This is a genomic window from Streptosporangium sp. H16 (assembly GCF_051918855.1).
Taxonomy (GTDB): domain Bacteria; phylum Actinomycetota; class Actinomycetes; order Streptosporangiales; family Streptosporangiaceae; genus Streptosporangium.
The window spans coordinates 79,903-104,542 of record NZ_JBPXMD010000014.1; the positions used below are offsets into that span (position 1 = coordinate 79,903).

Consider the following 24,640-nt stretch of genomic DNA (forward strand, 5'->3'; position numbering starts at 1 on the left):
CGGGGGCCGGTTGTTCCGTGCCCCTACGCCGCCACGAGGCGACGGGTTCTCAGCAGGCCGCGGGCGAGGGCGGCGCCGCGTCTCACGTCCGCGGTCGGGGCGGGTCTCCCGCTCCGCGCGGTGTCGTCGCACCGGGAGCACACGCCGGGGGAGGTCACCGGGCGCCCGCACTCGTCGCACTCGGCGCGGGTCACCGGCCCCGGAGCCGTCGGGACACCGGCAGGAGCGGGCATCTTGCTCCGCAGCCGGTGAACGATCAGCTTCGCGGGGGAGCGGACCTCGTCGGGCAGCCCGACGGTCAGGACCGTCCGGATCTGCGCCTCGGTGCCGCCCCGCGCGAGCCACTCGGCGAGGAGGGGCAGCACAGGGGCCATCTCGGACTCGCCGACGGTCAGCCGGGGTTCGGCACGGCCGAGACAGGTGAGGAGCGCGACACATGGAGCCGCCGATCGAGGGACGGCGCCTGGAGCCGCCGGTCGAGGGACGGCGCCTGGAGCCATCGGTTGATGGACGGAGCCGGGAAGCGTCGGCCCGTCCTCGCCGTCCCCCGTCGGGAGCGGGGCGGACCGCACGGGATCGCCCGGCGCGCACTCCCGCGGGAAGGGGGTGGTTTCTTTCTCTTCTTTCTTCACTCCCGTAGGGAGAGCGCTCAGTTCTCCGGGACTCGGCTCACCGGGTCTCGGGGAACCGAGACGCGGTCTGACCTGCTCTTTGACGCCTCGACGGCCATCTTGGGGGGTGTCGTAGACGTTCACCACGGTGGAGATCTGTCCTGACGCGTTCCGGACGTGCTCGCGAGTCAGGTAGCCGTAGGTGATCAGCTCTCGCATGGCCCGCGCGATGGCCACCTGGCCCTCGGGGTTGCCGGCGGCGAGAGTCTTGATGTCCTGGCGGATGCTCTCGGGATGGGACAGAAGGTAGGAGAGTAGACCGCGCGCGGCGAAGGACAGCCGCCGGTCTCTGAGGCAGAAGTTCGGCAGAACCGTAAAACCGGCCGTGTGCTTGGTACGGTGTACTCGCATGCGGAATTTGACTCCGTGTGCCGTGTCCCGGGGGTGTTGCCAGCACCCGCCGGGGCTTTTACTGTTTCGACACGAACAGTAGCCCTGCGTGATGGTCCAGTGGGTCGTAATTTCTACTTGCGCTGCGTGACAATCCCCAGCTCCTGGCCCTTTTATCCCTCTCGCCCATTTACTACGACGGTCGCGCGGCCCGGACGAGGAAACGAATCTACATCGTAAAGGCGTGAGGGTCGCACAGCCCTTGCGCCCCTCGGGCCGCTGTGGCCGGACGCGGTACGGGGCAGAGTGACAACGTCACGTCGCAGCAGGCCAGGGGTGGGTTCGTTGGATTCCGCTCCATTGCCACCGGCCCCCCGGAGCGCGGACGTTACTAGTGATCGATACGGCACCGCGCCGAGCTCGCGGAGCCGGGTGACCGCTTTGGCCGGTGGTCACCAGGCTGCTCGCAGCGAGCCGCCCTTCCCCGGATGCTCGTCGACCGTGATCGGCACCGAGGTGATCGCGCCGTCGGTGAGGCCGGCCCGGTAGGCGCGCCACTTGTGCACGTACAGCAGGTGCTCGCCGGTCCCGTCGATGTTGAAGCGCAGGGTCAGCGAGGCGCCGGGCGGCAATTCCGGCCGGGCCAGGACCTGCGCGGGCCCGCCCGCCAGGGGGACGCGTTCGATGGTGTGCCCGGACGAGTAGATCAGCGCGCTGCCGTCAGGGGTGTGGGCGACCGACTCGAGTGCGGACGGCGGGGCGCCCGTGGTGTTCATGACGATCCGGGATACGGCGTCGTCCGGGTCGGTGCCCAGGCGGGCGAGGTCGAGCAGGGCGATGGACCGGTGCCCCAGCACGTAGGCGAGCGAGCGGCCGTCCGGAGCCCAGGACAGGCCACTCACCCCCGGGTGCGTCGACGTCTTCCAGTCCAGGCGCCGGCCGGTGGCGACGTCGAGCACGGAGATCTTGGCGCCGCCGCCGATGAGCGGCGTGGCGTAGGCCAGCCGGGTGCCGTCGGGGCTGAGGGCGAGGTCATAGACAAGATCCAGGTAGTCAGGGTCGGCCTGCGTGATGGCCACCGGCTTCCCCGGTCGCCCGTCCTCACCGAGGCGTACCACGAAGAAGCGAATGCCGGAGTTCGTCGGCTCGGTCCAGCCGGCGATGGCGAACGTGCGGTTGTCCGGGGCGGCGTCCACGAGGTGCCAGGAACCCTCGATGCCGGGCGGCAGCGGGATGTTCGCGATGAACGCCCCGGTCTCGGCGTTGTGCACGGCGGGCGGCACCGGGGTGAGGACAGCGGTCTTGGACCTGCCTGGGAAGCGGGCGAGCGGGGTGCGCGCGGAGACGAAGAACCGCGGCGGGCCCGTCGCGGTCAGGGGTGCTCCGGTCGCCATGGGCTCGGCCAAGGAGGTCGCCATCGGGAACGGGTGCTCTGGAGCCGAGGTCAGCATGGGTGAGGGCGGCGGGACCGCGGTGAGTGACGGCAGTGGCGAGGGCGGCGGGACCGCGGTGAGCGACGGCAGTGGCGAGGACGCCGGGGGCTGGGGCGCGCTGACAGGCGGCACCCGGTCGGCGGCCGGATCGGTGCATCCGGCGGCCAGGACGGCGAGGGCAGCCAGGGCTATGCCCGCCAGCGCGGCGGACGTATGGGGAGACATACAAAGATCATCATACGGAGCGGCCTTCACGACCAGCGCGAGACATGATCGGTTGAGAACCGTGAGGGGTGACGGGGTGATCAGGCGGGCGGCCGGCGATCGGGCGAGGTGGGCCCTGGTCGTGCCGCACACGGCGGTGGCGTGGGCGCGCCGGTCAGGAGAAGTGGACCTCGGGGGCCGGCCAGGTCCCGTCCTCGGTGAACTGCGATCCCCAGTAGAACGGGTTCACCTCGCGAAGCGTGCGAGCGCTCCATCCCGTCACGCTGGAGTCGTCGGGCACACCGACCTGGACATCAGGCCCCCACAGGGCCAGACGCTCCTGGCAGATGCCACACGGAGGAAGGACGAGGACGCGCCCACGTCCGGGGTCCCGATATACGCACACAGAGGCGGTGACCTTCTTGTCGAGCGTATAAGCCTGGCAGATGGCGCCGGTCTCATGGCACAGGGACACTCCGCCGTTGAGGTTGTCCAGGCCGACGCTGGTGAGAATCCGCCCGTCCTCCAAGAAGACGGCCGCGGCACCACCGTGCTCCCCGGGGGGCCATCGCCGATCCATTTGCGCGATGGCCGCGTCGACAAGGGTCTGATCAAGCTGCATGGAGGAATGGTGGCAGATCAACCCGGTTCCGGTTCTCGCCATCCTCGGTGACATGCTCGTGGTCGCCGGTCGTCGCTTCTCATTCGCGGCGTTCGGGGGCGCTGAGGACGTCGGTGAGGTCGTCCACCGGCAGCCCCCGGCCCGGCTTCGCCCTGGGTGCGGTGATCGTCATCGGCCTGTCCCAGTTCCAGTACTGCGTGGCGAAGTGCCCCCGCAGGATCCGGTCGTGTCCGAGCCCCGGGACCTCGGGTCGCGGGTGCGCGTAGAACCGCCAGCCGACCCGGTACGGCCATCCGCGGTCGTCGTACATGTACGTCCATGTCACCTCGGACGTCCCGAGGGCCGAGGTTCCCGCGGCCTCGCGGAAACTGGGCGAGACGCGATGGAGATCCTTGAGCGTGATCGTCCCGGTCAGGGTGTAGATCTGCTGCTTGCGGCCGGTGGTGTTGTTTTTGACCCATGGCGCGACGATCTTGCGGCTCTTGGTGGACAGCAGTTTGCGCAGCGTGGCCGGTTCCAGGACATTGATGATCTGATCGCCGTACGCGGCGGCGGCGCCGCTGGCCCGGCCGGTGCGCACCCAGGTCTTCGCCCCCGGCGCGAGCTGGTACTGCCAGCCGCCCACGCTGATCGTGCGCAGTGTCCCCACCGTGCGGAGCAGACCGGCGAAGTAGGGGTCCTTGGGGGCCTCCTCCACCATCAGCTCCTTGTTGTTCACGCTGAGCCGCCGAACGTGCTCCGAGGCGATCACGCCGGCCCGTCCCAGCTTGACCTTGCCGGTTCCGCCCATTGCCATGTCGCTCCCGATGAAGGTGCGTTTGCCGTTGCTCAGCTGCACCTCCTTGGACAGGTCTGTGGAGAACTGACCGTAGAACTCGGTCGTCGCGCCGGCGCCGCGGGCGAGCAGCGAGCGCAGGACCGCCACCGGGTCGGGTTCGGCTGCCTGGGCGTGAGCGGTGGTGGGAGCGGCGGTGACGAGGGCCAAGGCGATGACGAGGGGGTGCATGCCGCACATCCTGGTGGTGAGTGAAGATCAGGTTTGGGTGAGGTGAATTTAGCGTGTGATCACGCCAATGGGCGAGAAGGGGCCCTTGCCGCCCGGCGCGGTGACCAACTCGTCGATGGGGATGCGCCGACGCCTGCTGCGGCGCCGAGACGCCGCTGTCAGCGCCGGGAACCTTGATGTCAGGTCCTACGTTGTGGAGGAAGATGGTCGCGCATCCGCCGTGATGGGCCGCCAGATCGTCAGCCTTCCGCCCACGCCCCCGGGAGAGATGCGATGACGAGCAAGAACATGCCCCCGGGCGCCGGGTTCTGTTTCGGGATCGGCCTTGGCTTGGTCTTCGGTGCCGTCTTCGGGATTGCCTTGGACAACCTCGCCATCGGTGTCTCGCTGGGGGTTGCCCTGGGTGCGGCCTTCAGCGTGCGGAAGAATGACGGCGAATCCTGAGCGTCGCGCCCGCGTATTCGGCATGGAGCCTCCGACAGGGCGCCGTTGATTCCGCTTCGTGCTTTTATGCTTTTTGCGCAATGCCTGCTCCCAGCAGGCAAGTCACCGCCCCCGCGGAAGGATCCCGTCGTAAGACGGCGGATGGCACGAGAACGGTCCGATGGGAAAGGGTCACATCCGGAGCAGGCCTTTCCCATTATCGGATGAATGGGTTTAATTTTCACAAAAGAGCCGCCGAGGCTCTCCTGGCCTCCCCGGGAATGCCTAGGTAAAATATCGATCATGTGCCTGGCGAGGACACGTTTTCTGGCAGGGATCGCATTCTTCACGATTTCGGTCACCGGGATGACGGGGCCCGCCGCGCCGGCGGCGTCAAAGACGGAGACGCGGACGGCCGATCCGTGTCCGCCCGGATACGTGCCGCCCCGTCTCGCCCAGCCCGGCGCCCCGGCCGCGCACATCCCTTACAGCGACCCCATCGCCCAGGTCGGCTTCTCCTACCGCGACATCATGGACCGCGACCCGGATCTCGGCCGTGACGTCGAACCGGATCTCGGCGACCACCGCAACGGCGCGTTCAACCCCTACCTCAACGTCGCGGTGGGATTCGTCGACGTGACCGGATGCGTCACCGACGAGTTCGACCGGAGATTCCTCCGGACGGTCGACGAGCTGCGCCGGGAGAACCCCGCCCTGCTCAAGGCGCTGAAGCTGCCGCCGGAGGTCAAGGCGCTCCTCGTGGTGCCCCGGTTCAACGCCAACAAGACGCGCAAGGGCAAGAAGGGGCAGGTCGAGTGGATCGCGACGGCGATCGAGCACTCCGAGCAGCGCATCCTCAAGAGCCTCGCCCAGCGGGGCATCGACGAGGGACGACTGCTGGCCCTCTACACCGACCTCGCCCCGTGCAGCCCGAGGAGCGCGGACTGCAGGGCACGCCTGCTCCGCACGAACGCCGCCGTCTACCATTCCTTCGCCTCCCCCTTCGGCGATCTGCTGCCCGCGTTGAGAGAGGCTCTGGCCAACATGACGCGGGCCGACGTGCTCGCCACCGACCCGGACACCCTGGCCGATGAGATCGCGGCGGGCCGGCGGTCGGTCCCGTCGATCTTCCAGCCACGTGACGACGCCTTCGGCGCCCCGCCGACCGGCGACGCGGATGACGCCGGCCTCGCCCGGGCCGCCGCCGACCCGAACGGCGGCATCGATTTCTCCTCCCTGGAGCTGCGCTACCTCGCCGACGCGGGCACCGACCGTCCCGACGGCGTCCGGTACGGCTTCACCAGGAAGACCGCGAAGGAAGCGGGGGACGGCGACCCGGACACCGATCCGGCGACCGCGCTGCGGGTCACCCGGCAGGCGTCCGACGCCTTCTTCGTCTGGCTCGCGCTGCGGCCGTCGACGTTCACGGTGAACCTCAACCCCTCCGAGCCCGACCGGATCATCGACGCGGACCTGGGCAGGACCGACGCCGGCCGGATCCTGCTGGAGGCCGACTTCCGGATGAAGAAGACCGTGGCCAGGCTCATCCACCCGGACAGCGCGACCGGTAGACGGTACTGGAGGGCCGGTGACGGCACATGCCTGGTGTTCCGGCAGTGGATCGTGCCGGGCCCGGCCACCGTGCACGAGCACGGCGACGAGCTGTACATCCTCGACGCGCCGCTGCGGGTCAAGCTGGAGAACGAGTATCTCGCGGGCCGCGACCCCGGCCTGACCCTCCCCGAGGGTTGCGCGGGACAGTCCGAGCGGCAGAGCAGGCAGTCGGAGCGAGTCTTCCGCGAGATGATCCTGTCCCGGGTGGAGAAGGCGGTCAACACCGCTCCCGAGTACGCGGCGCTGCGGCGCGTCTACCTCAGCCGCGTGGCCGCCGAGTGGTACCGCAAGCGCAGCCGTACGGCGAGCACGACCTTCACGCCCCTGATCGACAGCGGCGACATCGGCCCCTGGACCTCCCGCCAGGCGTGGAAACCGGTCGACGTCTTCGACGCCTATGTGCGCTCGTACAAGAACGGCGAGTTCAAGGTGACCCGTGACGTCGGTGGCTTCCGCTACTCCTACTTCTACGGCGGCATCGACTTCACCACCGTCTCCTACGGCACCGTGACCGAGGCGGACCTGCGCCGGAGATGGAGCACGTTGCCCGGCGCCCAGGGCGCCCGGTCGACGTGGCTGACCGGGGCGTCCCGGAGCGCGGAGAACCCGGCACGGGAGATGACACCGTTACGCGCGATGACCGTCATCGCCATGTGGGTGGGCTCGTTCGGCCTGGCCGTGGTCGTGGTGCTGGCCTACCACCGGCGCCGCCACCGTCCGCGCCCGCCCGTGCCCTACGGCCCGCCGAGAGACGGATGACGACGACCGACCGGCGCTCGGCGTGACCCCGCGGGCGCCGAACCGATGTACCCCGGGTCCGGTGGAACCGGGGCGGTTCAGCCCGGGACGGGGAAAACGGCGATCTTCGCGCGATGAGGGTCTCATGACGGTATTTGGACAGGATCTTTCCGGATTGTGGACCGTTGTTTGGCGTCTCGTTCCAACCCTCGGTATTCTCGATCTCAAGGCCGAGAGGCGCTGCAACGGGCTCAGGCCCGCCACGCTCGGCCTGGATCTTCCGGTAAGGGCGCCTCCCACGACGGGAGGCTGACCGGTGAACGGATCTTTGAAGCACGACGGGCACGACCTCGTACCCGGCGGTGATACGCGTCCCGGAAACGGCGCGCGAGAGGCAAAGGTCCGCGTGGAAGCCCTGCGGGAGCTGCTGGGTCAGCGGATCCTGGTGCTCGACGGGGCCTGGGGCACGATGCTGCAGGGAGCCTCGCTCACCCCGGCCGACTACCGCGGCGACCGGTTCCTCGACCACCCGCGCGACGTGACCGGCGACCCCGACCTGCTGAACCTGACGCGTCCCGACGTCATCCTGGACATCCACCGGCAGTACCTCGCGGCCGGCGCGGACATCACCACCACCAACACCTTCACCGCCACGAGCATCGGCCAGGCCGACTACGGGCTGGAGTCGCTGGTGCGGGAGATGAACGTGCGGGCCGCCCAGCTGGCCCGCCAGGCCGCCGACGAGGCGGGCGGGCGGTTCGTGGCCGGTTCGATCGGCCCGCTGAACGTCACGCTGTCGCTGTCCCCGCGTGTCGAGGACCCCGCCTACCGGGCGGTGTCGTTCGACGAGGTCCGGGCCGCGTACGCCGAGCAGATCAGCGCGCTCGCCGAGGGCGGCGTCGACCTGCTGCTGATCGAGACGATCTTCGACACGCTCAACGCGAAGGCCGCGATCGCCGCCGCGCGCGAGGTCGCCCCGCACCTGCCCCTGTGGATCTCGGTGACGATCGTCGACCTGAGCGGGCGCACGCTGTCGGGACAGACCGTCGAGGCGTTCTGGAGCGCGATCCGGCACGCCGAGCCGCTCGTGGTCGGCGTGAACTGCTCGCTGGGCGCCGAGCAGATGCGCCCGCACGTCGCCGAGCTGTCGCGCCTGGCCGGCACCTACGTCGCCTGTCACCCCAACGCGGGCCTGCCCAACGCGTTCGGCGGCTACGACGAGACCCCCGAGGAGACGGCGGCGCTGCTCGACGAGTTCGCCAGGTCGGGGATGGTCAACGTCGTCGGCGGGTGCTGCGGGACCTCGCCGGGGCACATCGAGCGGATCGCGGCCGCGGTGTCCGGCCTCCCGCCCCGCAAGGTCGCGGAGCCGTCGGCCCGCACCCGTTTCAGCGGCCTGGAGCCCTTCGAGATCGGCCCGGACACCGGGTTCGTCATGATCGGTGAGCGCACCAACGTCACCGGTTCGGCGCGCTTCCGCCGCCTGATCGAGGGCGGCGACCACCAGGCGGCTGTCGACGTCGCGCTGGAGCAGGTACGCGGCGGGGCCAACCTGCTCGACGTCAACATGGACGCCGACCTGCTCGACAGCGTGCAGGCCATGACCACCTTCCTGAACCTGATCGCGACCGAGCCCGAGGTCGCCCGCATCCCGGTCATGATCGACAGCTCGCGGTGGAGCGTGCTGGAGGCCGGGCTCAAGTGCGTGCAGGGCAAGGGCGTCGTCAACTCGATCAGCCTCAAGGAGGGCGAGGACGCCTTCCTGGAGCAGGCCCGGATCATCCGCGACTACGGCGCCGGCGTGGTGGTGATGGCCTTCGACGAGCAGGGCCAGGCCGACACCGTCGAGCGCAAGGTGTCGATCTGTGCCCGCGCGTACGACCTGCTGACCCAGCGGGCCGGGTTCGCCCCCGAGGACATCGTGTTCGACCCCAACGTGCTCGCGGTCGCCACCGGCATCAGCGAGCACAACGGCTACGCCAAGGCGTTCATCGAGGCGCTGCCGCTCATCAAGGAGCGCTGCCCGGGGGCGCTGACCAGCGGCGGCATCTCCAACCTGTCGTTCTCCTTCCGCGGCAACGACGTCGTGCGCGAGGCGATGCACTCGGCGTTCCTGCTGCACGCGGTGCGCGCCGGGCTGGACATGGGCATCGTCAACGCCGGGCAGCTCGCGGTCTACCAGGACATCCCCGCCGACCTGCTCGAACTCGTCGAGGACGTCATCTTCGACCGGCGCGAGGACGCCACCGACCGGCTCGTCGCCTTCGCCGAGACGGTGAGCGGCTCCGGTACGCGCCGCGTCGTGGACCTGGCCTGGCGCGACGCCCCGGTGGAGGAGCGCCTGTCGTACGCGCTCGTGCACGGCATCGTCGACTTCATCGAGGCCGACACCGAGGAGGCATGGCAGCAGCGGGCACGCCCCCTGGAGGTGATCGAGGGGCCGCTCATGGACGGGATGAAGGTCGTGGGCGACCTGTTCGGGTCGGGGAAGATGTTCCTGCCGCAGGTGGTCAAGAGCGCGCGGGTGATGAAGCGCTCGGTCGCCTACCTGGAGCCCTACATGGAGGCCGAGAAGGAGCAGGCGCGGCTGGAGGGGCGCGTCGACACCGGCCGCGGCCAGGGCAAGGTGGTGCTCGCCACCGTCAAGGGCGACGTGCACGACATCGGCAAGAACATCGTGGGCGTCGTCCTCGGCTGCAACAACTACGAGGTCGTCGACCTGGGGGTGATGGTCCCCGCCTCGGTCATCCTGGACACCGCGGTCGCCGAGGGCGCCGACGTCATCGGGCTCTCAGGGCTGATCACCCCGTCGCTGGACGAGATGGTCACCGTCGCCGCGGAGATGCAGCGCCGCGGGTTGAAGCTGCCCCTGCTGGTCGGCGGCGCCACCACCTCGCGCCAGCACACCGCGGTCCGCATCGCCCCCGCCTACGACAACCCCACGGTCCACGTGCTCGACGCCTCCCGCGTCGTCGGCGTGGTCTCCGACCTGCTGGACGCCGACCGGGCCGAGGCGCTCGCGGTGAGCAACAGCGCCGATCAGGAGCGCCTGCGCGAGCAGTACGCGAACAAGCAGCGCACCCCGCTGCTCACCGTCGACCAGGCCCGCGCGAACCCCGAGCGGGTCTCCTTCGAGGACCTGCCGGTCCCCGCCTTCACCGGCGTCCGCCTCGTGGAGCCGGACCTGGAGACCCTCCGGGCGATGATCGACTGGCAGTTCCTCTTCCTGGCCTGGGAGCTGAAGGGCAAGTATCCGGCCATCCTCGACCAGCCGGTGGCCCGCGAGCTCTTCGACGACGCCAACACCATGCTCGACCAGATCATCGCCGAGGGGAGCTTCCAGGCCAAGGGCGCCTACGCGTACTGGCCCGCCCACTCCGAGGGCGACGACATCGTGCTCGAGCACGGTCTTCGGCTGCCGATGCTGCGCCAGCAGACGGCCAAGCCCGACGGCCGGCCCAACCGGTGCCTGGCGGACTACATCGCCCCGGCCGGGGACCACCTGGGCGGGTTCGCCGTGGCCGTGCACGGTGCCGAGGAGCTCGCGGCCCGCTACGAGGCCCAGAACGACGACTACCGGTCGATCATGGTGAAGGCCCTCGCCGACCGCCTGGCCGAGGCGTTCGCCGAGCACATCCACCTACAGGCGCGGCGCGGCTGGTTCGAGCCCGACGCCGATCCCCTCATCGAGGACCTGCACGCCGAGCGCTTCCGCGGCATCCGTCCCGCGCTCGGCTACCCCGCGAGCCCGGACCACAGCGAGAAGCGGGAGCTGTTCGAGCTGCTCGGCGCCGACAAGCTCGGCATGGGCCTGACCGAGTCCTTCGCGATGACCCCGGCCGCGAGCGTCAGCGGGCTGATCTTCGCCCACGAGTCGTCGAGGTACTTCACCGTGGGACGCCTCGGCAGGGACCAGGTCGATGACTACGCCCGGCGCCGTGGCCTCGACCTCGCCGAGGTCGAGCGCTGGCTGCGCCCCAACCTCGCCTACGAGCCCAGCTGATCCCAACCGTCGGCCGGTGCCGAGGGCCGATGAACGGCCCCGGCCGACGGGATTCACCTCTCCTGGAGAGGCGCTTCCTCGTTGACCTTCCAGGAAGCGAACTCGGCTTCTTCGGTCATTTTGGACGTAACCACACCAAGTTCATCATCGTGGACCACAGATTCTTATGAGGGTGGGACCGCTGGAAGCACGGGGTTTCAGGAGTCAGGGGAGAGGGGGCCGGTCGGCCCAGCGGCTGAGGGCGGCGAGGCCGGTGCCGAGGTCAGGGAGAGGTGAGAAGGTGCGCCGGTTGTCGGGGCGGGTGGGCAGGGTGAAGGTGACGGCCTTGGCGGGGGTGCCGGTGGTGAGGGTCGTGGTGGCGTGGACGTGGCAGTGACCGTGCGAGAGCCGGTGGGCCAGGAGCAGGCCCCGGCCGTTCTCGGCGAGTAGCGGCAGGCCGATCTCGTCCACCGAGCGGAGCAGGTTGAAGATGATGCCGATCTCATAGAGGTCGGGGTCGCCGTCGGAGATCTCGCACCAGGTGGGGACGGCGTCCACGCTGATGACACGCAGTTCGTACGGCGGGCAGGCGTGCTTCTCGGCGTTGGCGGCGAGTTCGGCGACGACGAGTTCGGCGTCGGAGATGGCGTCCTCGTCCAGGCTGGTGTCCTGGAGCACCTCACGGAGGAGGGCGCGGGCCCGGCGGGAGGCCGAGCCGGGCTGGAGAACCTTGACCATCACCCGGACGTCGCTGGGCTGCTCTCCGGTGGCGTACCGCCCACCGAGGTCTGCCCGAGGCGGCAGCGGGCGAGAGGGTTGGTCGGGTGGACCTGGGGGCAGGCCGTCGGTTGGCCGCATGGGACGACTCCGTTCGCTGTCGATGACGGTGCACAGCAGGAAACGGCACGGCACGGAGAGAGATGAACGCCGAGGTCAGCCCGTTGTTCACAGGAGGACGAGCCGAGAGCCTGAGGAAGGCGTTTGGTGGTCGTTGAGCGGCACGGTGCGAGGGATGGCCGTCGCGGTCGGCTCGTTGCTCACGTTCCTGAAGGGGAGGTTATGCCCCAGGCTGGCCCTTTACCACAGGTGGGCGGTGTGCAGCCGAAGGGGGCGTTTGGTGGTCGTTTCGCTGTCTACGGTAGCGCGATGAGACTCACCGCCATGACAATGAGTAGTCAATCGATTACCTCAGGGAGGCGGTTGTGGGTGAGTCGCGGCAGCGTGAGGGGCGTCCGGAGTTGATCAGGGCGCGCAGGCAGCGTGGGCTGAGTCAGGTGGCGGCGGCGGAGGCGGTCGGGGTCGGGCAGACAACCTGGGCGCGGTGGGAGCGTGGCGAGCAGGGCGTCCGAGCTTCGCACCGGGCGAAGATCGCCACCGCGTTCGAGGTGGACGCGCTGGAAGTCGAACGCTGGATAGATGGCTGGTCCTACGGGGAGACATCATCGTGGCCGATCACGGACTACGGCGACATCTCGGTGGCGGCTACGGTGAAGTCGGCCGCGATGTTGTGGAGGTACGAGATGGATGCGTCCCGGCGTCGTTTACTGGCCTCGTTGCCGTTCGTGCCCTCGGTGCTGGGTGAGTGGCTGATGTCGTGGAACTACGGCATCACGCCCAGGACGGTCGCGCAGCAGGAGGGCAAGTGCACGGTGGATCTGACCGACGTCGCTGGGATCGACGAGGCCTGCAAGGCGTTCGGCCAGATAGACCAGCAGTTTGGGGCCGGACTGGTCCGTCCGGTGGTCGTGCGGTATCTGCACGAGACGGTGACCCCATTGCTGCGGGGCCGCTACGACGACCGGGTGGGATCGGAGCTCATGCGAGCAGCAGCGGGAATGGCCTGGCTGGCGGGCTGGACCGCCTTCGACCTGAGCCGTCACGGCCAGGCGCAGCAGCACTTCGGCCAGGCGCTGCGGCTGGCGAAGACGGGGGGTGACCCGTTGACCGGGGCCTGGGCGCTGGCGACGCTGACCCGCCAGGCGATTCACCTGGACCAGGGCACCGTGGCGGTATGGCTGGCGCGAGCCGCGACCGACACCGCTCGCCGGGCGCAGGCGTCTCCTCGGGTCATGGCGTTGATGCTGACCCGGGAGGCGTGGGCGATGGCTCTGCGTACCAGACCGGCCGAGACTCGCGACGGGCACGACGCCAAACAGATCGAACGCCTGCTGGTGGAGGCGGAGAACGTCCACGCCCAAGGTGCCACCGATCGCGATCCGGTGTGGACGAGTAGGTACGAGGAGACGGAGCTGAACGCGGAGGCGGGCAACTGCTGGCGGCTGCTCGGCGACCACACGCGGGCGGTGAACTACGCGGAGGCGGCCGTGACCGCTTTCAGTGCACGTCTCCCCAGATCCGCCCAGCTCAATCGGGTACATGCCGCCGAGGCGTACTTGGGGATGGGTGAGCTGGAGCAGGCCATCGACGTCGCACGGGCCACGATTCCGGCGGCGAAGGCGTTGACCTCCACCCGTTCGGTCGAGCTGATCCAACGGTTCGCCGACCAGCTTGAGCCGTACAAGGGCAGCATCATGGTCCGTGAGTTCCACGACCACCTCAACCACGCTCTCGCCGCCTGAACACACGAGAGTCATGCGGACGGGCGGTCCCTGGCGGAGCGCTGATGTCCTGTGGGACATCAGCGCTCCGCCAAAAGCCCTCGAAACAGTGCAGGGCGAGGTCGCATAGTGCCTGACCTGCTCGGCGGGATTTGCGATGATGTCCGGGCAGGGGTTCGGATCACGGAGTGGGGGAGGGGCTGAGGTGATGGCGTTTGACTCGAAGCTGGCGGCGGCGCTGTCGGGTGCCACGCTCCGCCAGCTCGCCCATTGGCGCAAGGCCGGAGCCAACCGTGGCGCGGTGCTGATTCCGGAGATCTCCAGCACCCGGCCCGTTCTCTACTCCTTCCGCGATGTGGTGGCGTTGCGGACCTGCGTCAAGCTGCGCAACGACGCCTCGCTGCAAAAGATCAGGCGGGCGCTCGATACCCTCCGCGGCGATTTGCAGGAGCACGATCACCTTTCGTCGTACACACTGGTCGCCGACGGCAGCAGCATCTACCTGGCCGAGTCCGACCAGGCGGTCGACCTGGTACGCAGGAAAGCCAACGTGGTCATCCACGAGATGGTCGATGTCCTGCAGCCGTTCTACCGCGACGGCAGGCACATCCCGCCGTTGCTGAGGCCTCGCGCGCATGTGACGGTGAACCCGGCGGTTCGCGGCGGAGTGCCGGTGATCGAGGGCACCCGCGTTCCCTATGACGAGGTCGCCGCTCTCCTTCGAGACGGGCTCCCCCCGGAGCGGATCTCCGAGTACTACCCGAGCGTCACCCCTACGGCGGCCCTGGATGCCGCCGACTTCGCCGACTACGTCAACAGCTACGATCCCCCCAAGGAATCACGTGAGGCTGCTGCTGGATGAGAACGTGTCCCGGCCGCTCCACCAGGCCATCATCGCCTTCGTGCTGGGGCATGAGATCGTCCATCTGCTGGATCTCGACCGCTGGTCTGGGACCCGGGACGAAAACCTCTACCCCCGAGCGGTGGCCGAGGGATTCCACGTCATCCTGACCAACGACGCCCGGCAGATGCAGCGCCCCCGGGAGGTCGAGGCGATCGCCGCTTCCGGGCTGCACCGGATCGAATACCCACACAAGCACCCCGGCATGATCGGAATCGGCCTGGCGATCGCCACCGTCGCCGCCGGACTGCCCGCTGCGTTGAATCTCCTCACCGGGGCGGACGGGCAAGCGCCTGGTGACCTTACGCGGCATCGACCCGACCCCGGCCAGTCGCCTGCGCGTCGTCGATCCCGCTTTCGCTCCGCCTAAGTACTGGCCGAAGCCGTCCCAGGAGTAACACTTTGATCGGATGGACCGATCCGTGGCGGAACACGCATCTGTCGTTGTTCATTGCGTTTGCCTGATCACTTCTGGGGGCAGGCTGGGCGTGCCGCACCCCCGGTGGGTGTTGGAGGTGAGGCCGGGCCTTCTACGGAATCGGGTGTCCGACCTTCGCGCTTTCTACGCTCAGCCGGAGTATGAGCCTGAACCGCGCCGGATCGTCGGCTGGGCGATGGCCGAGCACATGCGCACCGAGTTGGTGACCGATGCGCTGGCGATGGCGCTGCACCAGCGCCGCCCCGAGGCCGGGTGATTCCCCACAGCAATAAGGGGGTCAATACACCTCGATTGCCTTCGGTCAGCGCTGTGAGCAAGCAGGCGTGTCGACTGTCTTCGGCTACTCGGTCCCTGAGCCTGGATCCACGGCGTGAATTTTTGTGATCATTCTTCGGTCCAATTCCTCCGCGAGGGCCGTTTCGGCTGGTGAGACGCGGCCCCGCACCCCGGACAGGCCCGCGCTCACCCGCTCCAGGATCTGGTCCTCGTTGTCGACCTGACCGTCGGTGACCAGCACCAGGACCCGGCCGCGTGCGGCGTCGCCGAGTAGCGCGAGCCCGTCGTGGAGCAGATCTGGGCCCGCTACCTCACCTGAACCCCGGGCGCGTCCGGGTGGACGCGAACAACCGGGCGCGCACGGATCACTCGCTCAGCCCGATCCGCGCGTGCAGCCGCCGCAGGGGGCCGGGCGCCCACCAGTTGGCCCGGCCCGCGAGCCGCATGAAGGCCGGCACCATGATCGCCCGGATGATCGTGGCATCCACCAGGATCGCCACCGCCATCCCGACGCCGAGCATCTGCACGAAGGAGACGCCCGCGGTGACATAGGCCGCGAAGGAGATCGCCAGGATCGCACCGGCGGCGGTGATCAGCGGAGCACTGCGCTGGAGCCCTGCCGTGACGGCGGCGACGGTGTCGCCCGTGCGGTCGTACTCCTCCTTGATCCGCGACAGCAGGAACACCTCGTAGTCCATCGAGAGCCCGTACCCGATGCAGAACATCAGGATGGGAATGCTCGGATCGAGGGTGCCCGTCGCGGTGAAGCCGAGCAGGCCCGACAGGTTCCCATCCTGGTAGATCCACACGAGCGCGCCCAGCATCACCGACAGGCTCAGCAGGTTGAGCACCGTGGCCTTCAACGGGATCAGCAGGCTTCCCGTCATCAGGAACAGGATGACGAACGTCACCACGAGGATCAGCCCGAGCAGCAGCGGGAGCCGGTCCACCACCGCCTGCCGGTAGTCGCCGAGCTCTGCTGGGTAGCCGCCGACCAGCACCTCGAACGGCGCCGCCTGCGCCCGCACGTCCCGCACCAGGCCCACCGGATCGCGCTCCATCAGCTCCGCGGCCGGCACCACGGACAGCCAGGTCCCCTCGTCGCCCTGGAACCGCCCGGGATCGCCGTCGCCGACCCGCTGCCCCCCGGCGTAGGATCCCGCCGCCGAGTCCACCTGGGCGACCCCGGGCAGCCGCGACAGCGCGGCCGCGTAGCCGGGCACCTCCGCCGCGTCGGCGGCCCCGGCGGAGACGACCTGCAGCGCGTCGCTCTCCTCCGCGGGGAACTCCGCCCGGATCACCTCGGAGGTCTGCCGCGCCGGCGCCGAGGTGGGCAGGATGCGGTCGTCTGCGACGCCGAAGTTCAGCCCGAGGAAGGGCGAGCCGAGCAGCAGGAGCACCACCGTCGCCACTCCGCCGAAGATCAGCGGCTTGCGCATGACGCGCGTGGCCAGGCCGCGCCAGAACGTGCCGTTCTCCTCCTTCGTACGGCGGGGCAGCACCCGGTCACCGATCGCGGCGAGCACCGCGGGCAGGACGATCATGGCACCGACCACTCCCCCGATGACCACCGCGATCCCCGCGTAGCCGAAGGACCGGAAGAAGCCGAAGGGCATCAGCAGCAGCACCGCGAGCGAGGCCGCCACGGTCACCCCACTGAAGATCACCGTACGGCCTGCCTTCTCGACGCTTCTGGCGACCGCCTCATGCCGGTCATGGCCCAGCCGTACCTCCTCGCGGAACCGCGAGACTATGAACAGCGCGTAGTCGATGCCGAGGCCGAGGCCGAGCGCCAGCGTCAGGTTGAGCGCGAAGGTGGAGACATCGGAGTAGAGCAGCGGCAGGCGGATCAGAGCCAGCGAGACCACCATCACGAAGACGCCCAGCACGATGGGCACCACGGCCGCCACCAGGCGGCGCAGGAAGATCCAGAGCAGTATGAACACCAGGGGAAAGATCACCATCTCGGCCCGCACGAAGTCCTGCCTGGCCAGCGGGACGGTCTGGCGGTAGACCTCCTCCCCGCCGCCCGCCTGAACGGTGATCGTGTCGTCGCCTCGGGTCACCTCGGGGATGATTCGCGGCAGGATCTGTCCCCTGACCAGGTTGGCGTCCCCCGGGATGCGCGCGAGCACGAGCGCGTGCGCGCGGTTCTCGCTGCGCAGCGTCGCGGGGGTACCCCGCGACCAGTAGGAGGCGGCCTCGGCCACGCCGTCGAAGGCGGCCAGCCGGCTCGTCAGCTCCCGGCCGGCGGCGGCCACGGCGGGGTCGTCCACGTTCCCGCCCCTGGCGGTGACGAGCAGGACGAGGTCGGCACTACCCGTGCCGAACCGCTCGGCCAGCTCGTTCTGCGCCTGGTCGGACTCCGAGCCCGGCGCGTCGTAGCGGGCGAGGGACAGCCCGCTCACGGTACCGGCCGCCAGCGTGCCCATGACGACCGTGCCGAGCAGGGCCAGGATCATCACCAGGCGGCGGCGCCGTACCAGCAGGTAGCCGAGGCGGCGCAGCGGGGGCACCGGCGGCGCGGCCAGCGGAGGGGCATGGGTGCGGACGGTCATCTTGATCAACCCCGAAGTCGGTAAACTACTCGTATTTAGCGTTGGAATCAGAAATACAAGTAAAAGCTCGCATTTGTCAACGTGGACGGTGATCCGTGGTCGAGACACGCAAGCCTGTACGCCGCCAGGCGCGCGGCCTCAAACGCATGGAGGAGATCCTCGACGCGGCGGAGGAGGTGATCGCCGACATCGGCTACGCCGAGGCGACCACCAACGCGATCGCCGCGCGAGCCGGGATGTCGCCGGGCTCGCTGTACCAGTTCTTCCATAACAAGGAAGAGATCCTGGAGGCCCTGCTCGCCCGGTTCACCGACGGCAGGCGGCAGCACTGGAACGAGCGGCTGACCGGCGACGTGACGCGGATACCGCTGCCCGAGCTGGTCGGCCAACTCGTCGATGAGATCGCCGACTTCAAGGGCGGCCGCCCCGCCTACTGGGCACTGCTGCACGGCTCGGCGACCGGCGACCGCCTGGCCTGGGCCTCCGAGCAGCTCCACACGGGCATCGCCACGCGCGTCGCGCAGGTCCTCTCGATACGCGCCCCGCACCTGGACCAGGAGCGCTGTCTCACGCTGGCCACCATGTCGCTGGCGACGGTGAAGGCGGTCATGCCGCTTGTCGCCTCGGCGCCGCCGCAGCGCTCCGCCGAGCTCATCGCCGAGCTGAAGACGATGCTGGTGGGCTACCTGACCCCCGCACTCGGCGAGTGAGGGGCGGGTCGGCGCTCGCCACGTGCTCGCCCACCCGCCCGTCCAGACCGCAGCGCTCGGCCGGCCGCATCACCGACACCAGCCCCGCATAGGCGACCAGGTACTCCTCGTCGAAGATCGCATGGGTCTTGGCCGGAGCATGAAAGACTTGTACTTTGGAGGTGCCATCTCGAACTGGTTGACGGAAGCCTCAGGAACTCCCATCATCCCAGGCCGGAGGGCAATTCCTCGTGTTTTACGGCATTCGTGTCAGATTCGGCTCGGTGGATCCAGGCTGAGATGCTCCGCCGGGGCGTTGGCGATGAAGACGGGCGGGCACTGCTACGGATCGGCCTCCGCCGTGGACAGCGGGGCCACCCTGCCCCGCTGCCCGGCAGAGGCCGAGCTTGATCAGTCGACGCACATCGCCTGGTGAGTGGACTGGAAGACCCACGTGCCGCCGCCCGGGGAGATATAGGTCGTTATGGTGCTATAGGTCCCAGGGGTGCAGTCGTGGCCGACCGCGAGGACGGCCGCCCGAGCCCGCTGTTCGGCCGCCGCCAACCCGGCCGCGTAGGTGTTGCCCGCCCCCACGGCAGTGGCGCTGCGGGGAGTGTCATAGCCGTCGGCGTGTGCGGCCACGGGTGTGGTCGCCAGGCCGGCCGCCACCACCGCTGAGACGAGGCCGAGCCGGCGGAGCCGAGTACCTTTTTGCATGCTTCTCCTATAGGACGGATCTTTTGATCGACTGAGGATAATTTTCAAACGGGCCGAGGTAAAGACGGTATTGAACACTCGGCTACCGGAATCTGGCCCATCATGTGTTTCTTCGTGGCGGGTCATGTAATTTACAGGCGGACGAAGCTTCCGCCGAGGCGGCCCGCTGTGCGGTCGAAACAGCGGACGCGGTGGTGGCGGATCTATCAATTGCCGCTCCTCGGCGAGTTCGACTCCCCGCCGCCGGGTGTCCATCAGGATGTGGAAGGCGACCTTGGGATTCTTCGTCGGCATCCCAAGCCGATACCCCTGCCGCTCGACATGACGAGCAAGCCCCTGCAAGACAGCGAAGACACGCGGAAACAATTCCGGAGAGACGCGGATACGCGACGGATCTGCGGTCAGCACCTCGGCGATCGCCGCAGGATCGAAGATCTTGTGGGGTGCGGAAATCCGGGTGTGGCCTCTGGTCTGCGGTTGTCCGCCTCGTCCATGCGGGCCGCCGGTACTGGTCGATCAGGCCGTCGAGTATCTGTCGGCGTTGCAGGCGGACCTGATCGAGATCTCCGGGTGGAGCAGGGGCACGTGGTGGTTGAGGTGGTCGACGGTCTCGTGAGCGATGGGGACGGTGCCGGTTGTCATGCCGTTCGTACGCCCGCTCACCGTCACCGGGGTTGAACAGCCCACTCACCTGTCCACCTATGATCTTTTCATCTGATATCTGCCCTACCGCCGGAAGAGCCTTCATGATCCACCCCCTCAGCCGGCGGTCCGCCCTGCTGGGCGCCGCGACAGTGGCCGGTCTCGCCCTGTGGGACAGACCGGCCGAGGCGGCCGGCGCCGCGGCGTTCGACGCCGCGCGTGAGCGGTGGGTGAGCCTACTGGCCGGTGGGTCGCACGACTCCGCTCATACCGACAGTTCTTATACCGACAGGACGCGGGCGCTCGAGGGCTCGGCCAACGCGGTGCTGCGCAAGCTGAAGCCCGCCGCCGGTCGCCCGAGCCTGTGGTCCGACCTGCCGCTGTCGGACCCCCGGACGGGCAACTTCAACCGCTCCTACAACCGCATGCGCACGCTGGCGCTGGCCTGGGCCACGCCGGGCACCGCCATGCACCAGGACGGCCAGGTCGCCCGGACCGCTGTCAGGGCGCTGGACTTCCTCTACGAGCACGCCTACCACGAGGGGCTCGACCGGCGGGGTAGCAACTGGTTCTGGTGGGAGATCGGCGTCCCCCGCGCGCTGACCGACACCTGCGCCCTGCTGTACGACGGCCTGCCCTCAGGCCGCATCGAGCGCTGGTTGCGCCCCGTGCGCCGCTGGTGCCCCGACCCGGAGCGCCGCGTCAGCCACCCCGGGGTCGTCGAGACCGGCGCCAACCGTGCGGGCAAGGCCATGGCGGTGGCGATGCGCGGAGTGCTCACCCACGACGCCCGCCTCGTCAGGCGGGCCAGAAACGCGGTTTCCGACCTGCTGCGGCCGACCAGGGGCCCGGGCGACGGCTTCTACCGTGACGGATCGTTCATCCAGCACGACGTGTACCCCTACACCGGCAGCTACGGCGTGGACTACCTGGAGAGCGTGGCCAAGCTGATCGCCATGCTCTCCGGGTCACCGTGGGAGATCACCGGCATCGGCGACGTCTACGACCTCGTGGACCGCTCGTTCGTGCCGTTCGTCTTCGACGGGCTGATGATGGACTGCGTACGCGGCCGGCAGATCTCGGTGCAGGGCCACCGTGACCACCACTCGGGACACAAGGCGGTCGAGGCCGTCCTCACCCTGCTGGAGACGGCACCCGAGCGCCATGCCCGGCGTTGGCGACCGCTGGTCAAAGGCTGGCTCACCCGCAACCAGGCCACCCCCTACGGCGCGTTCGCACCGCCGGCGAGCATCGCCAGGGCCACGGCCCTGCTGGCCGACCCCTCGGTGCCGGTCGGCTCGCGCACGACGGGCACGTACGTCTTCGCCGACATGGACCGGGTCGTGCACCGCCGTCCCACCTGGGCGTACGCGATCGCGATGAGCTCGCAGCGCACCGGCGCGGCCGAGGCCATGAACCGGGAGAATCTGCACGGCTGGTACACCGGCGACGGCATGACCTACCTCTACACCGGCGACCTCACCCACTGGAACGACGACCTGTGGCCCACGATCGACCCGTACCGGCTGCCGGGCACGACGGTCGACACCCGCAGACGCGCCGATCTCCCGCACGACCACCGTCGCCTGCCCCCCACCCCGTGGGCGGGCGGCGTGGCACTCGACGGCGAGTACGGCGTGGCGGCCATGAGGCTGATCGCCGGTGGCTCCTCGCTGCGGGCCAGGAAGGCGTGGTTCCTGCTCGACGACGCGGTGATCGCCCTCGGCGCCGGCATCACCGCCTCCGACGGCCGCCGTGTCGAGACCATCGTGGAGAACCGCAACACCCACGACCGGCATCCACCGCTGACCCGGGGCGAGGGCTGGATCCACCTGTCCGGTGTGGCCGGCTACGCGCTGCTCGACGGCGCCGATGCGAAAGTGATCCGCAAGGAGCGCACCGGCCGCTGGCGCGACATCGACAAGGGCGCCACCACCGGTGGCGACACCTCTGCTGTCACCAGGCACTACACGACGATCCTCATCGACCACGGCGTCGATCCCCGCAGGGCCCGCTACGCCTACGCCGTACTGCCCGATGCCTCCATCACGCAGATGGAGGCCTATGAGGGGCGGATCGAGATCCTCGCCAACTCGGCGGCGGTGCAGGCCATCTCGCGCGACGGCGTGATCGCCGCCGTCTTCTGGCGCGCGGGGACCGTCGAGACCCAAGATGGACCGCTCACCGTCGACGGTCCCTGCGCGCTGCTGGTCCACCGCGCCGGCGAGCGGGTACGGCTCGCGGTGTCCGACCCGTCCAGGACCGTCGACGAGGTGAAGATCACGTTGCCCTGGCCGGTGAGATCGGTCAGGGAAAGCGACCGTAGCGTGCGCAGGGCCAGGACCGCGCTCAAGGTGGAAGTGGGCGGCAGCCGCGGGTACGCCCACACCGCGGAGGTGCGCGTCTGACTCAGAAAACCGCTCGTCCAGACCTGCGATCTGGTGTTCCGGCGTGAGTTCTGTCCGGTCAACGCCATTTCGGAGGCTTCGGCGAAATCGGACGTGCCCGAACCGTCGCGTCCGGTGGCGACGACGAGGCCGTTGCCCCGGGGGAGGGGGATCGTTCGGGGCGCGGTGCTCGGGATGCCGACCCGATGAATCTTTCAAGGGTGGCGGATGCGGCGCGCGACCGGCAGACCGAAACATCAGGCATATGCCTTCCGGTCCGGCATCCGTAGGAATTGCGTCAACGCCGCTGGTTGTAAGTTCTACCCGGCGGTCGTTCCCCGGAAAAACACCGAATTGACCGGCGATGGATTCGGTCTTCGGGATATCGCCGCCGTGATGGTTGTGGCTCTGTTGAAATCGCTCGGCCGTTGACCGTGCCGTACGAAGGATGCTGAATTCGCGGTGGCCGATGTCAGAGGCATTGAGGAGGAACGGCGATGTTCGCTGCGACACTGGTTCGTCGAGGGCTGGCGCTCGGATCCGCGCTGGTCGTCACCGGCACGTTGGGCATCGTGGGCCTCGCGCAGCCCGCCGCCGCGACCACCGCCGTACTGCATGCCACAGTGGACTGCGTCAGTTCCAACCACTTCGGAGACATTCGCGACTGGTATCCCTCGAACGTGCGGCTCTCCACCTCGCCGCCCTCGGCGACCCCCGGCCTGGTCGCGGTCCCCGCCACGCACGCGTTCCAGTTCACCCAGACGCTGCCCGACGGGGCCACGTCCATGGGGGTCACGGCCCTGTGCAGCAGCGGCCACTACCCGTACGGCGACTTCAGCGGGTCGGCCAACCTCACCGGCATTCCCGCTGGAACGACCGGCATCACCGCGAGCTGGGCCTGCTCCGCGGCACCGGTCTCCCCCGGGCCATGGCTCACCAACTGCAGCCTGCGGTCGGTGTCGTTCAGCTAGATCTCGTTATGTCCCACGCGAGACCGCACGTCTCCGGTCGGGCCCGGCCCGGGCGGTGTGACGCCCCCGGGAGGACGGCCATGCGGCGGGTCGCACGTCAGTTCCGCCGGAGGCTGCCCCCGGGGAAAATCATTCGGAAATGAACCTTTCATACGTTTTGTGGCGTATGGCCAGCTCCAGGCCGGTCTCCCTTCGGGAGCCGTAGATCACTGTTGCCCCCCGTATGCGGATTGGGCGACGGTGGGGACCCTCTGGCGTGAGGACTCCGCCCTCACTTGGCGCGCCAGGACTCGTCCCCCCCCCGGCACTCGAAAAGGAGACCTGCACCGATGAGGTCACGTACGCTCCGACTCCTGCGCGACCAGTCCCACGCGCCCGGCGTCGCCTCCCTCCACCGGATCCCGATCTGGCGGATGGTCGTCGCGGCGGCGGTCGCGGTCGCGACCGCGCTCGCGCTCACCACCGTGACGGCGGGCCCCGCCGCCGCGCACGGCTCGATCAGCGATCCGCCCTCGCGCAACTACGGCTGCTGGGAGCGCTGGGGGGGTGACTTCCAGAACCCGGCCATGGCCCAGCAGGACCCCATGTGCTGGCAGGCCTGGCAGAGCAACCCCAACGCGATGTGGAACTGGAACGGGCTGTTCCGCGAGGGCGTCGGCGGCAACCACCAGGCCGCGATCCCCGACGGGCAGCTGTGCAGCGGCGGCCGGACCGAGGGCGGCCGCTACAACTCCATGGACACGGTGGGCGCGTGGAAGACCGTGGACCGTCCCGCCTCGTTCACGATGAACCTGCTGGACCAGGCCTCGCACGGCGCGGACTACATCCGCGTCTACGTCACCAAGCAGGGCTTCAACCCCAAGACCCAGCAGCTGAGGTGGAGTGACCTGGAACTCGTCAACCAGCTGGGCAGCAGGCCCACCGGCACCAGCACGGCCATCCCGGTGAACGCGCCCGGCCGTAGCGGCCACCACATCGTCTACACGGTCTGGCAGGCCAGCCACCTCGACCAGTCGTACTACTTCTGCAGTGACGTCAACTTCACCGGCGGCACGGACCCCGACCCGACCCCCACGCCGACCCCGACCCCCACGCCGACTCCCACCCCGACCCCCACGCCCACCCCGACCCCGGGCCCGGGCGGCTGCTCGGCCACCTACCGCGTCACCTCCCAGTGGTCCGGCGGCTTCCAGGCCGACGTGAGCGTGACCGCCGGCTCCAGGGCGATCACCGGCTGGACGGTGAACTGGACCTTCGCCAACGGTGAGAGGGTCAACTCGGCGTGGAGCGCGACCGTGACGACCAGCGGGTCCGCGGTCACCGCCCGCAACGTCGCCTACAACGGTTCACTGGGCGCCGGCGCCTCCGCCTCCTTCGGATTCACCGCCTCCGGCACCGGCGGCACCCCCACCCCCACCTGCACGGCGACCTGACTCCCACCCTCACCTGCACGGTGACCTGACCCCCTCCCTCCGGGCA

The 24,640-nt window shown here is 69.1% G+C and carries 19 protein-coding genes and 1 riboswitch; of the genes, 11 read left to right on the forward strand and 8 right to left on the reverse strand.

From position 1 onward, the window contains the following. Window positions 1–23: 23 nt before the first annotated feature. The 4 genes from ACTOQ2_RS23505 to ACTOQ2_RS23520 form a co-directional block, all read right to left on the reverse strand. Window positions 24–374 carry a hypothetical protein gene (locus tag ACTOQ2_RS23505; protein WP_440102187.1) on the reverse strand — a complete coding sequence of 117 codons (351 nt, stop codon included), beginning with the start codon at window positions 372–374 and terminating at the stop codon, window positions 24–26. Window positions 375–1,453: 1,079 nt separating this feature from the next. After that, on the reverse strand, window positions 1,454–2,659 hold the full coding sequence (locus tag ACTOQ2_RS23510; RefSeq protein WP_440102189.1) for a WD40 repeat domain-containing protein: 1,206 nt from the start codon (window positions 2,657–2,659) through the stop codon (window positions 1,454–1,456). A 154-nt stretch (window positions 2,660–2,813) separates the two neighbouring features. Then, entirely contained in the window at window positions 2,814–3,260 is a 447-nt protein-coding gene (locus ACTOQ2_RS23515) for a cytidine deaminase (protein WP_440102190.1), read from the reverse strand. A gap of 79 nt (window positions 3,261–3,339) precedes the next feature. Further along, complete coding sequence (locus tag ACTOQ2_RS23520) at window positions 3,340–4,266, reverse strand: hypothetical protein (protein ID WP_440102192.1); 927 nt, start codon at window positions 4,264–4,266, stop codon at window positions 3,340–3,342. A 273-nt stretch (window positions 4,267–4,539) separates the two neighbouring features. On the opposite strand from ACTOQ2_RS23520, the gene ACTOQ2_RS23525 reads away from it, so the two are divergent. From ACTOQ2_RS23525 to metH, 3 genes are all read left to right on the forward strand, one after another. Beyond that, complete coding sequence (locus tag ACTOQ2_RS23525; protein ID WP_440102194.1) at window positions 4,540–4,710, forward strand: hypothetical protein; 171 nt, start codon at window positions 4,540–4,542, stop codon at window positions 4,708–4,710. Window positions 4,711–5,127: 417 nt separating this feature from the next. Further along, window positions 5,128–7,062: a nucleic acid/nucleotide deaminase domain-containing protein gene (locus ACTOQ2_RS23530; RefSeq protein ID WP_440102196.1), complete on the forward strand. Its 1,935-nt coding sequence runs from the start codon at window positions 5,128–5,130 to the stop codon at window positions 7,060–7,062. 205 nt (window positions 7,063–7,267) lie between these two features. Continuing rightward, a riboswitch (S-adenosyl-L-homocysteine riboswitch) is annotated at window positions 7,268–7,343 on the forward strand. 104 nt (window positions 7,344–7,447) lie between these two features. Continuing rightward, window positions 7,448–11,044 (forward strand): methionine synthase, encoded by a 3,597-nt coding sequence (gene metH, locus ACTOQ2_RS23535; protein ID WP_440102198.1) that lies wholly within the window; start codon window positions 7,448–7,450, stop codon window positions 11,042–11,044. Between the two features lie 204 nt (window positions 11,045–11,248). Here the strand turns inward: metH and ACTOQ2_RS23540 are convergent, their stop codons facing one another. Further along, a complete protein-coding gene (locus ACTOQ2_RS23540; protein ID WP_440102200.1) occupies window positions 11,249–11,881 on the reverse strand; it encodes an ATP-binding protein in 633 nt (210 codons plus the stop codon). A gap of 344 nt (window positions 11,882–12,225) precedes the next feature. Here ACTOQ2_RS23540 and ACTOQ2_RS23545 point away from each other — a divergent pair, with 344 nt between their 5' ends. The 4 genes from ACTOQ2_RS23545 (at window position 12,226) to ACTOQ2_RS23560 (ending at window position 15,177) form a co-directional block, all read left to right on the forward strand. Beyond that, entirely contained in the window at window positions 12,226–13,602 is a 1,377-nt protein-coding gene (locus ACTOQ2_RS23545; RefSeq protein WP_440102202.1) for a helix-turn-helix domain-containing protein, read from the forward strand. Window positions 13,603–13,789: 187 nt separating this feature from the next. Further along, the gene (locus tag ACTOQ2_RS23550; protein ID WP_440102203.1) at window positions 13,790–14,443 is read left to right on the forward strand and encodes a DUF433 domain-containing protein; all 654 of its coding nucleotides are present in this window, start codon (window positions 13,790–13,792) and stop codon (window positions 14,441–14,443) included. Continuing rightward, entirely contained in the window at window positions 14,424–14,852 is a 429-nt protein-coding gene (locus ACTOQ2_RS23555) for a hypothetical protein (RefSeq protein ID WP_440102205.1), read from the forward strand. The genes ACTOQ2_RS23550 and ACTOQ2_RS23555 overlap by 20 nt, the downstream gene beginning before the upstream one ends. Window positions 14,853–15,024: 172 nt before the next feature. Further along, entirely contained in the window at window positions 15,025–15,177 is a 153-nt protein-coding gene (locus ACTOQ2_RS23560; RefSeq protein ID WP_440102390.1) for a hypothetical protein, read from the forward strand. Between the two features lie 385 nt (window positions 15,178–15,562). Here the strand turns inward: ACTOQ2_RS23560 and ACTOQ2_RS23565 are convergent, their stop codons facing one another. Continuing rightward, window positions 15,563–17,755 carry an MMPL family transporter gene (locus ACTOQ2_RS23565; RefSeq protein ID WP_440102207.1) on the reverse strand — a complete coding sequence of 731 codons (2,193 nt, stop codon included), beginning with the start codon at window positions 17,753–17,755 and terminating at the stop codon, window positions 15,563–15,565. Between the two features lie 95 nt (window positions 17,756–17,850). Between ACTOQ2_RS23565 and ACTOQ2_RS23570 the strand changes: the two genes are divergently transcribed. Then, complete coding sequence (locus ACTOQ2_RS23570; RefSeq protein ID WP_440102208.1) at window positions 17,851–18,465, forward strand: TetR/AcrR family transcriptional regulator; 615 nt, start codon at window positions 17,851–17,853, stop codon at window positions 18,463–18,465. A 390-nt stretch (window positions 18,466–18,855) separates the two neighbouring features. Here ACTOQ2_RS23570 and ACTOQ2_RS23575 read toward each other — a convergent pair whose 3' ends face one another. Together ACTOQ2_RS23575 and ACTOQ2_RS23580 are read right to left on the reverse strand one after the other, a co-directional pair. After that, window positions 18,856–19,569, reverse strand: a complete 714-nt coding sequence (locus ACTOQ2_RS23575) for a hypothetical protein (protein WP_440102210.1) — start codon at window positions 19,567–19,569, stop codon at window positions 18,856–18,858. Between the two features lie 108 nt (window positions 19,570–19,677). Next, window positions 19,678–19,803: a hypothetical protein gene (locus ACTOQ2_RS23580; protein WP_440102212.1), complete on the reverse strand. Its 126-nt coding sequence runs from the start codon at window positions 19,801–19,803 to the stop codon at window positions 19,678–19,680. Window positions 19,804–19,907: 104 nt separating this feature from the next. On the opposite strand from ACTOQ2_RS23580, the gene ACTOQ2_RS23585 reads away from it, so the two are divergent. From ACTOQ2_RS23585 to ACTOQ2_RS23595, 3 genes are all read left to right on the forward strand, one after another. Next, window positions 19,908–22,211: a polysaccharide lyase 8 family protein gene (locus ACTOQ2_RS23585; RefSeq protein ID WP_440102213.1), complete on the forward strand. Its 2,304-nt coding sequence runs from the start codon at window positions 19,908–19,910 to the stop codon at window positions 22,209–22,211. 476 nt (window positions 22,212–22,687) lie between these two features. After that, entirely contained in the window at window positions 22,688–23,161 is a 474-nt protein-coding gene (locus ACTOQ2_RS23590; RefSeq protein ID WP_440102214.1) for a hypothetical protein, read from the forward strand. Window positions 23,162–23,490: 329 nt separating this feature from the next. Further along, window positions 23,491–24,594: a lytic polysaccharide monooxygenase auxiliary activity family 9 protein gene (locus ACTOQ2_RS23595; RefSeq protein WP_440102216.1), complete on the forward strand. Its 1,104-nt coding sequence runs from the start codon at window positions 23,491–23,493 to the stop codon at window positions 24,592–24,594. The last annotated feature ends 46 nt before the right edge of the window (window positions 24,595–24,640 follow it).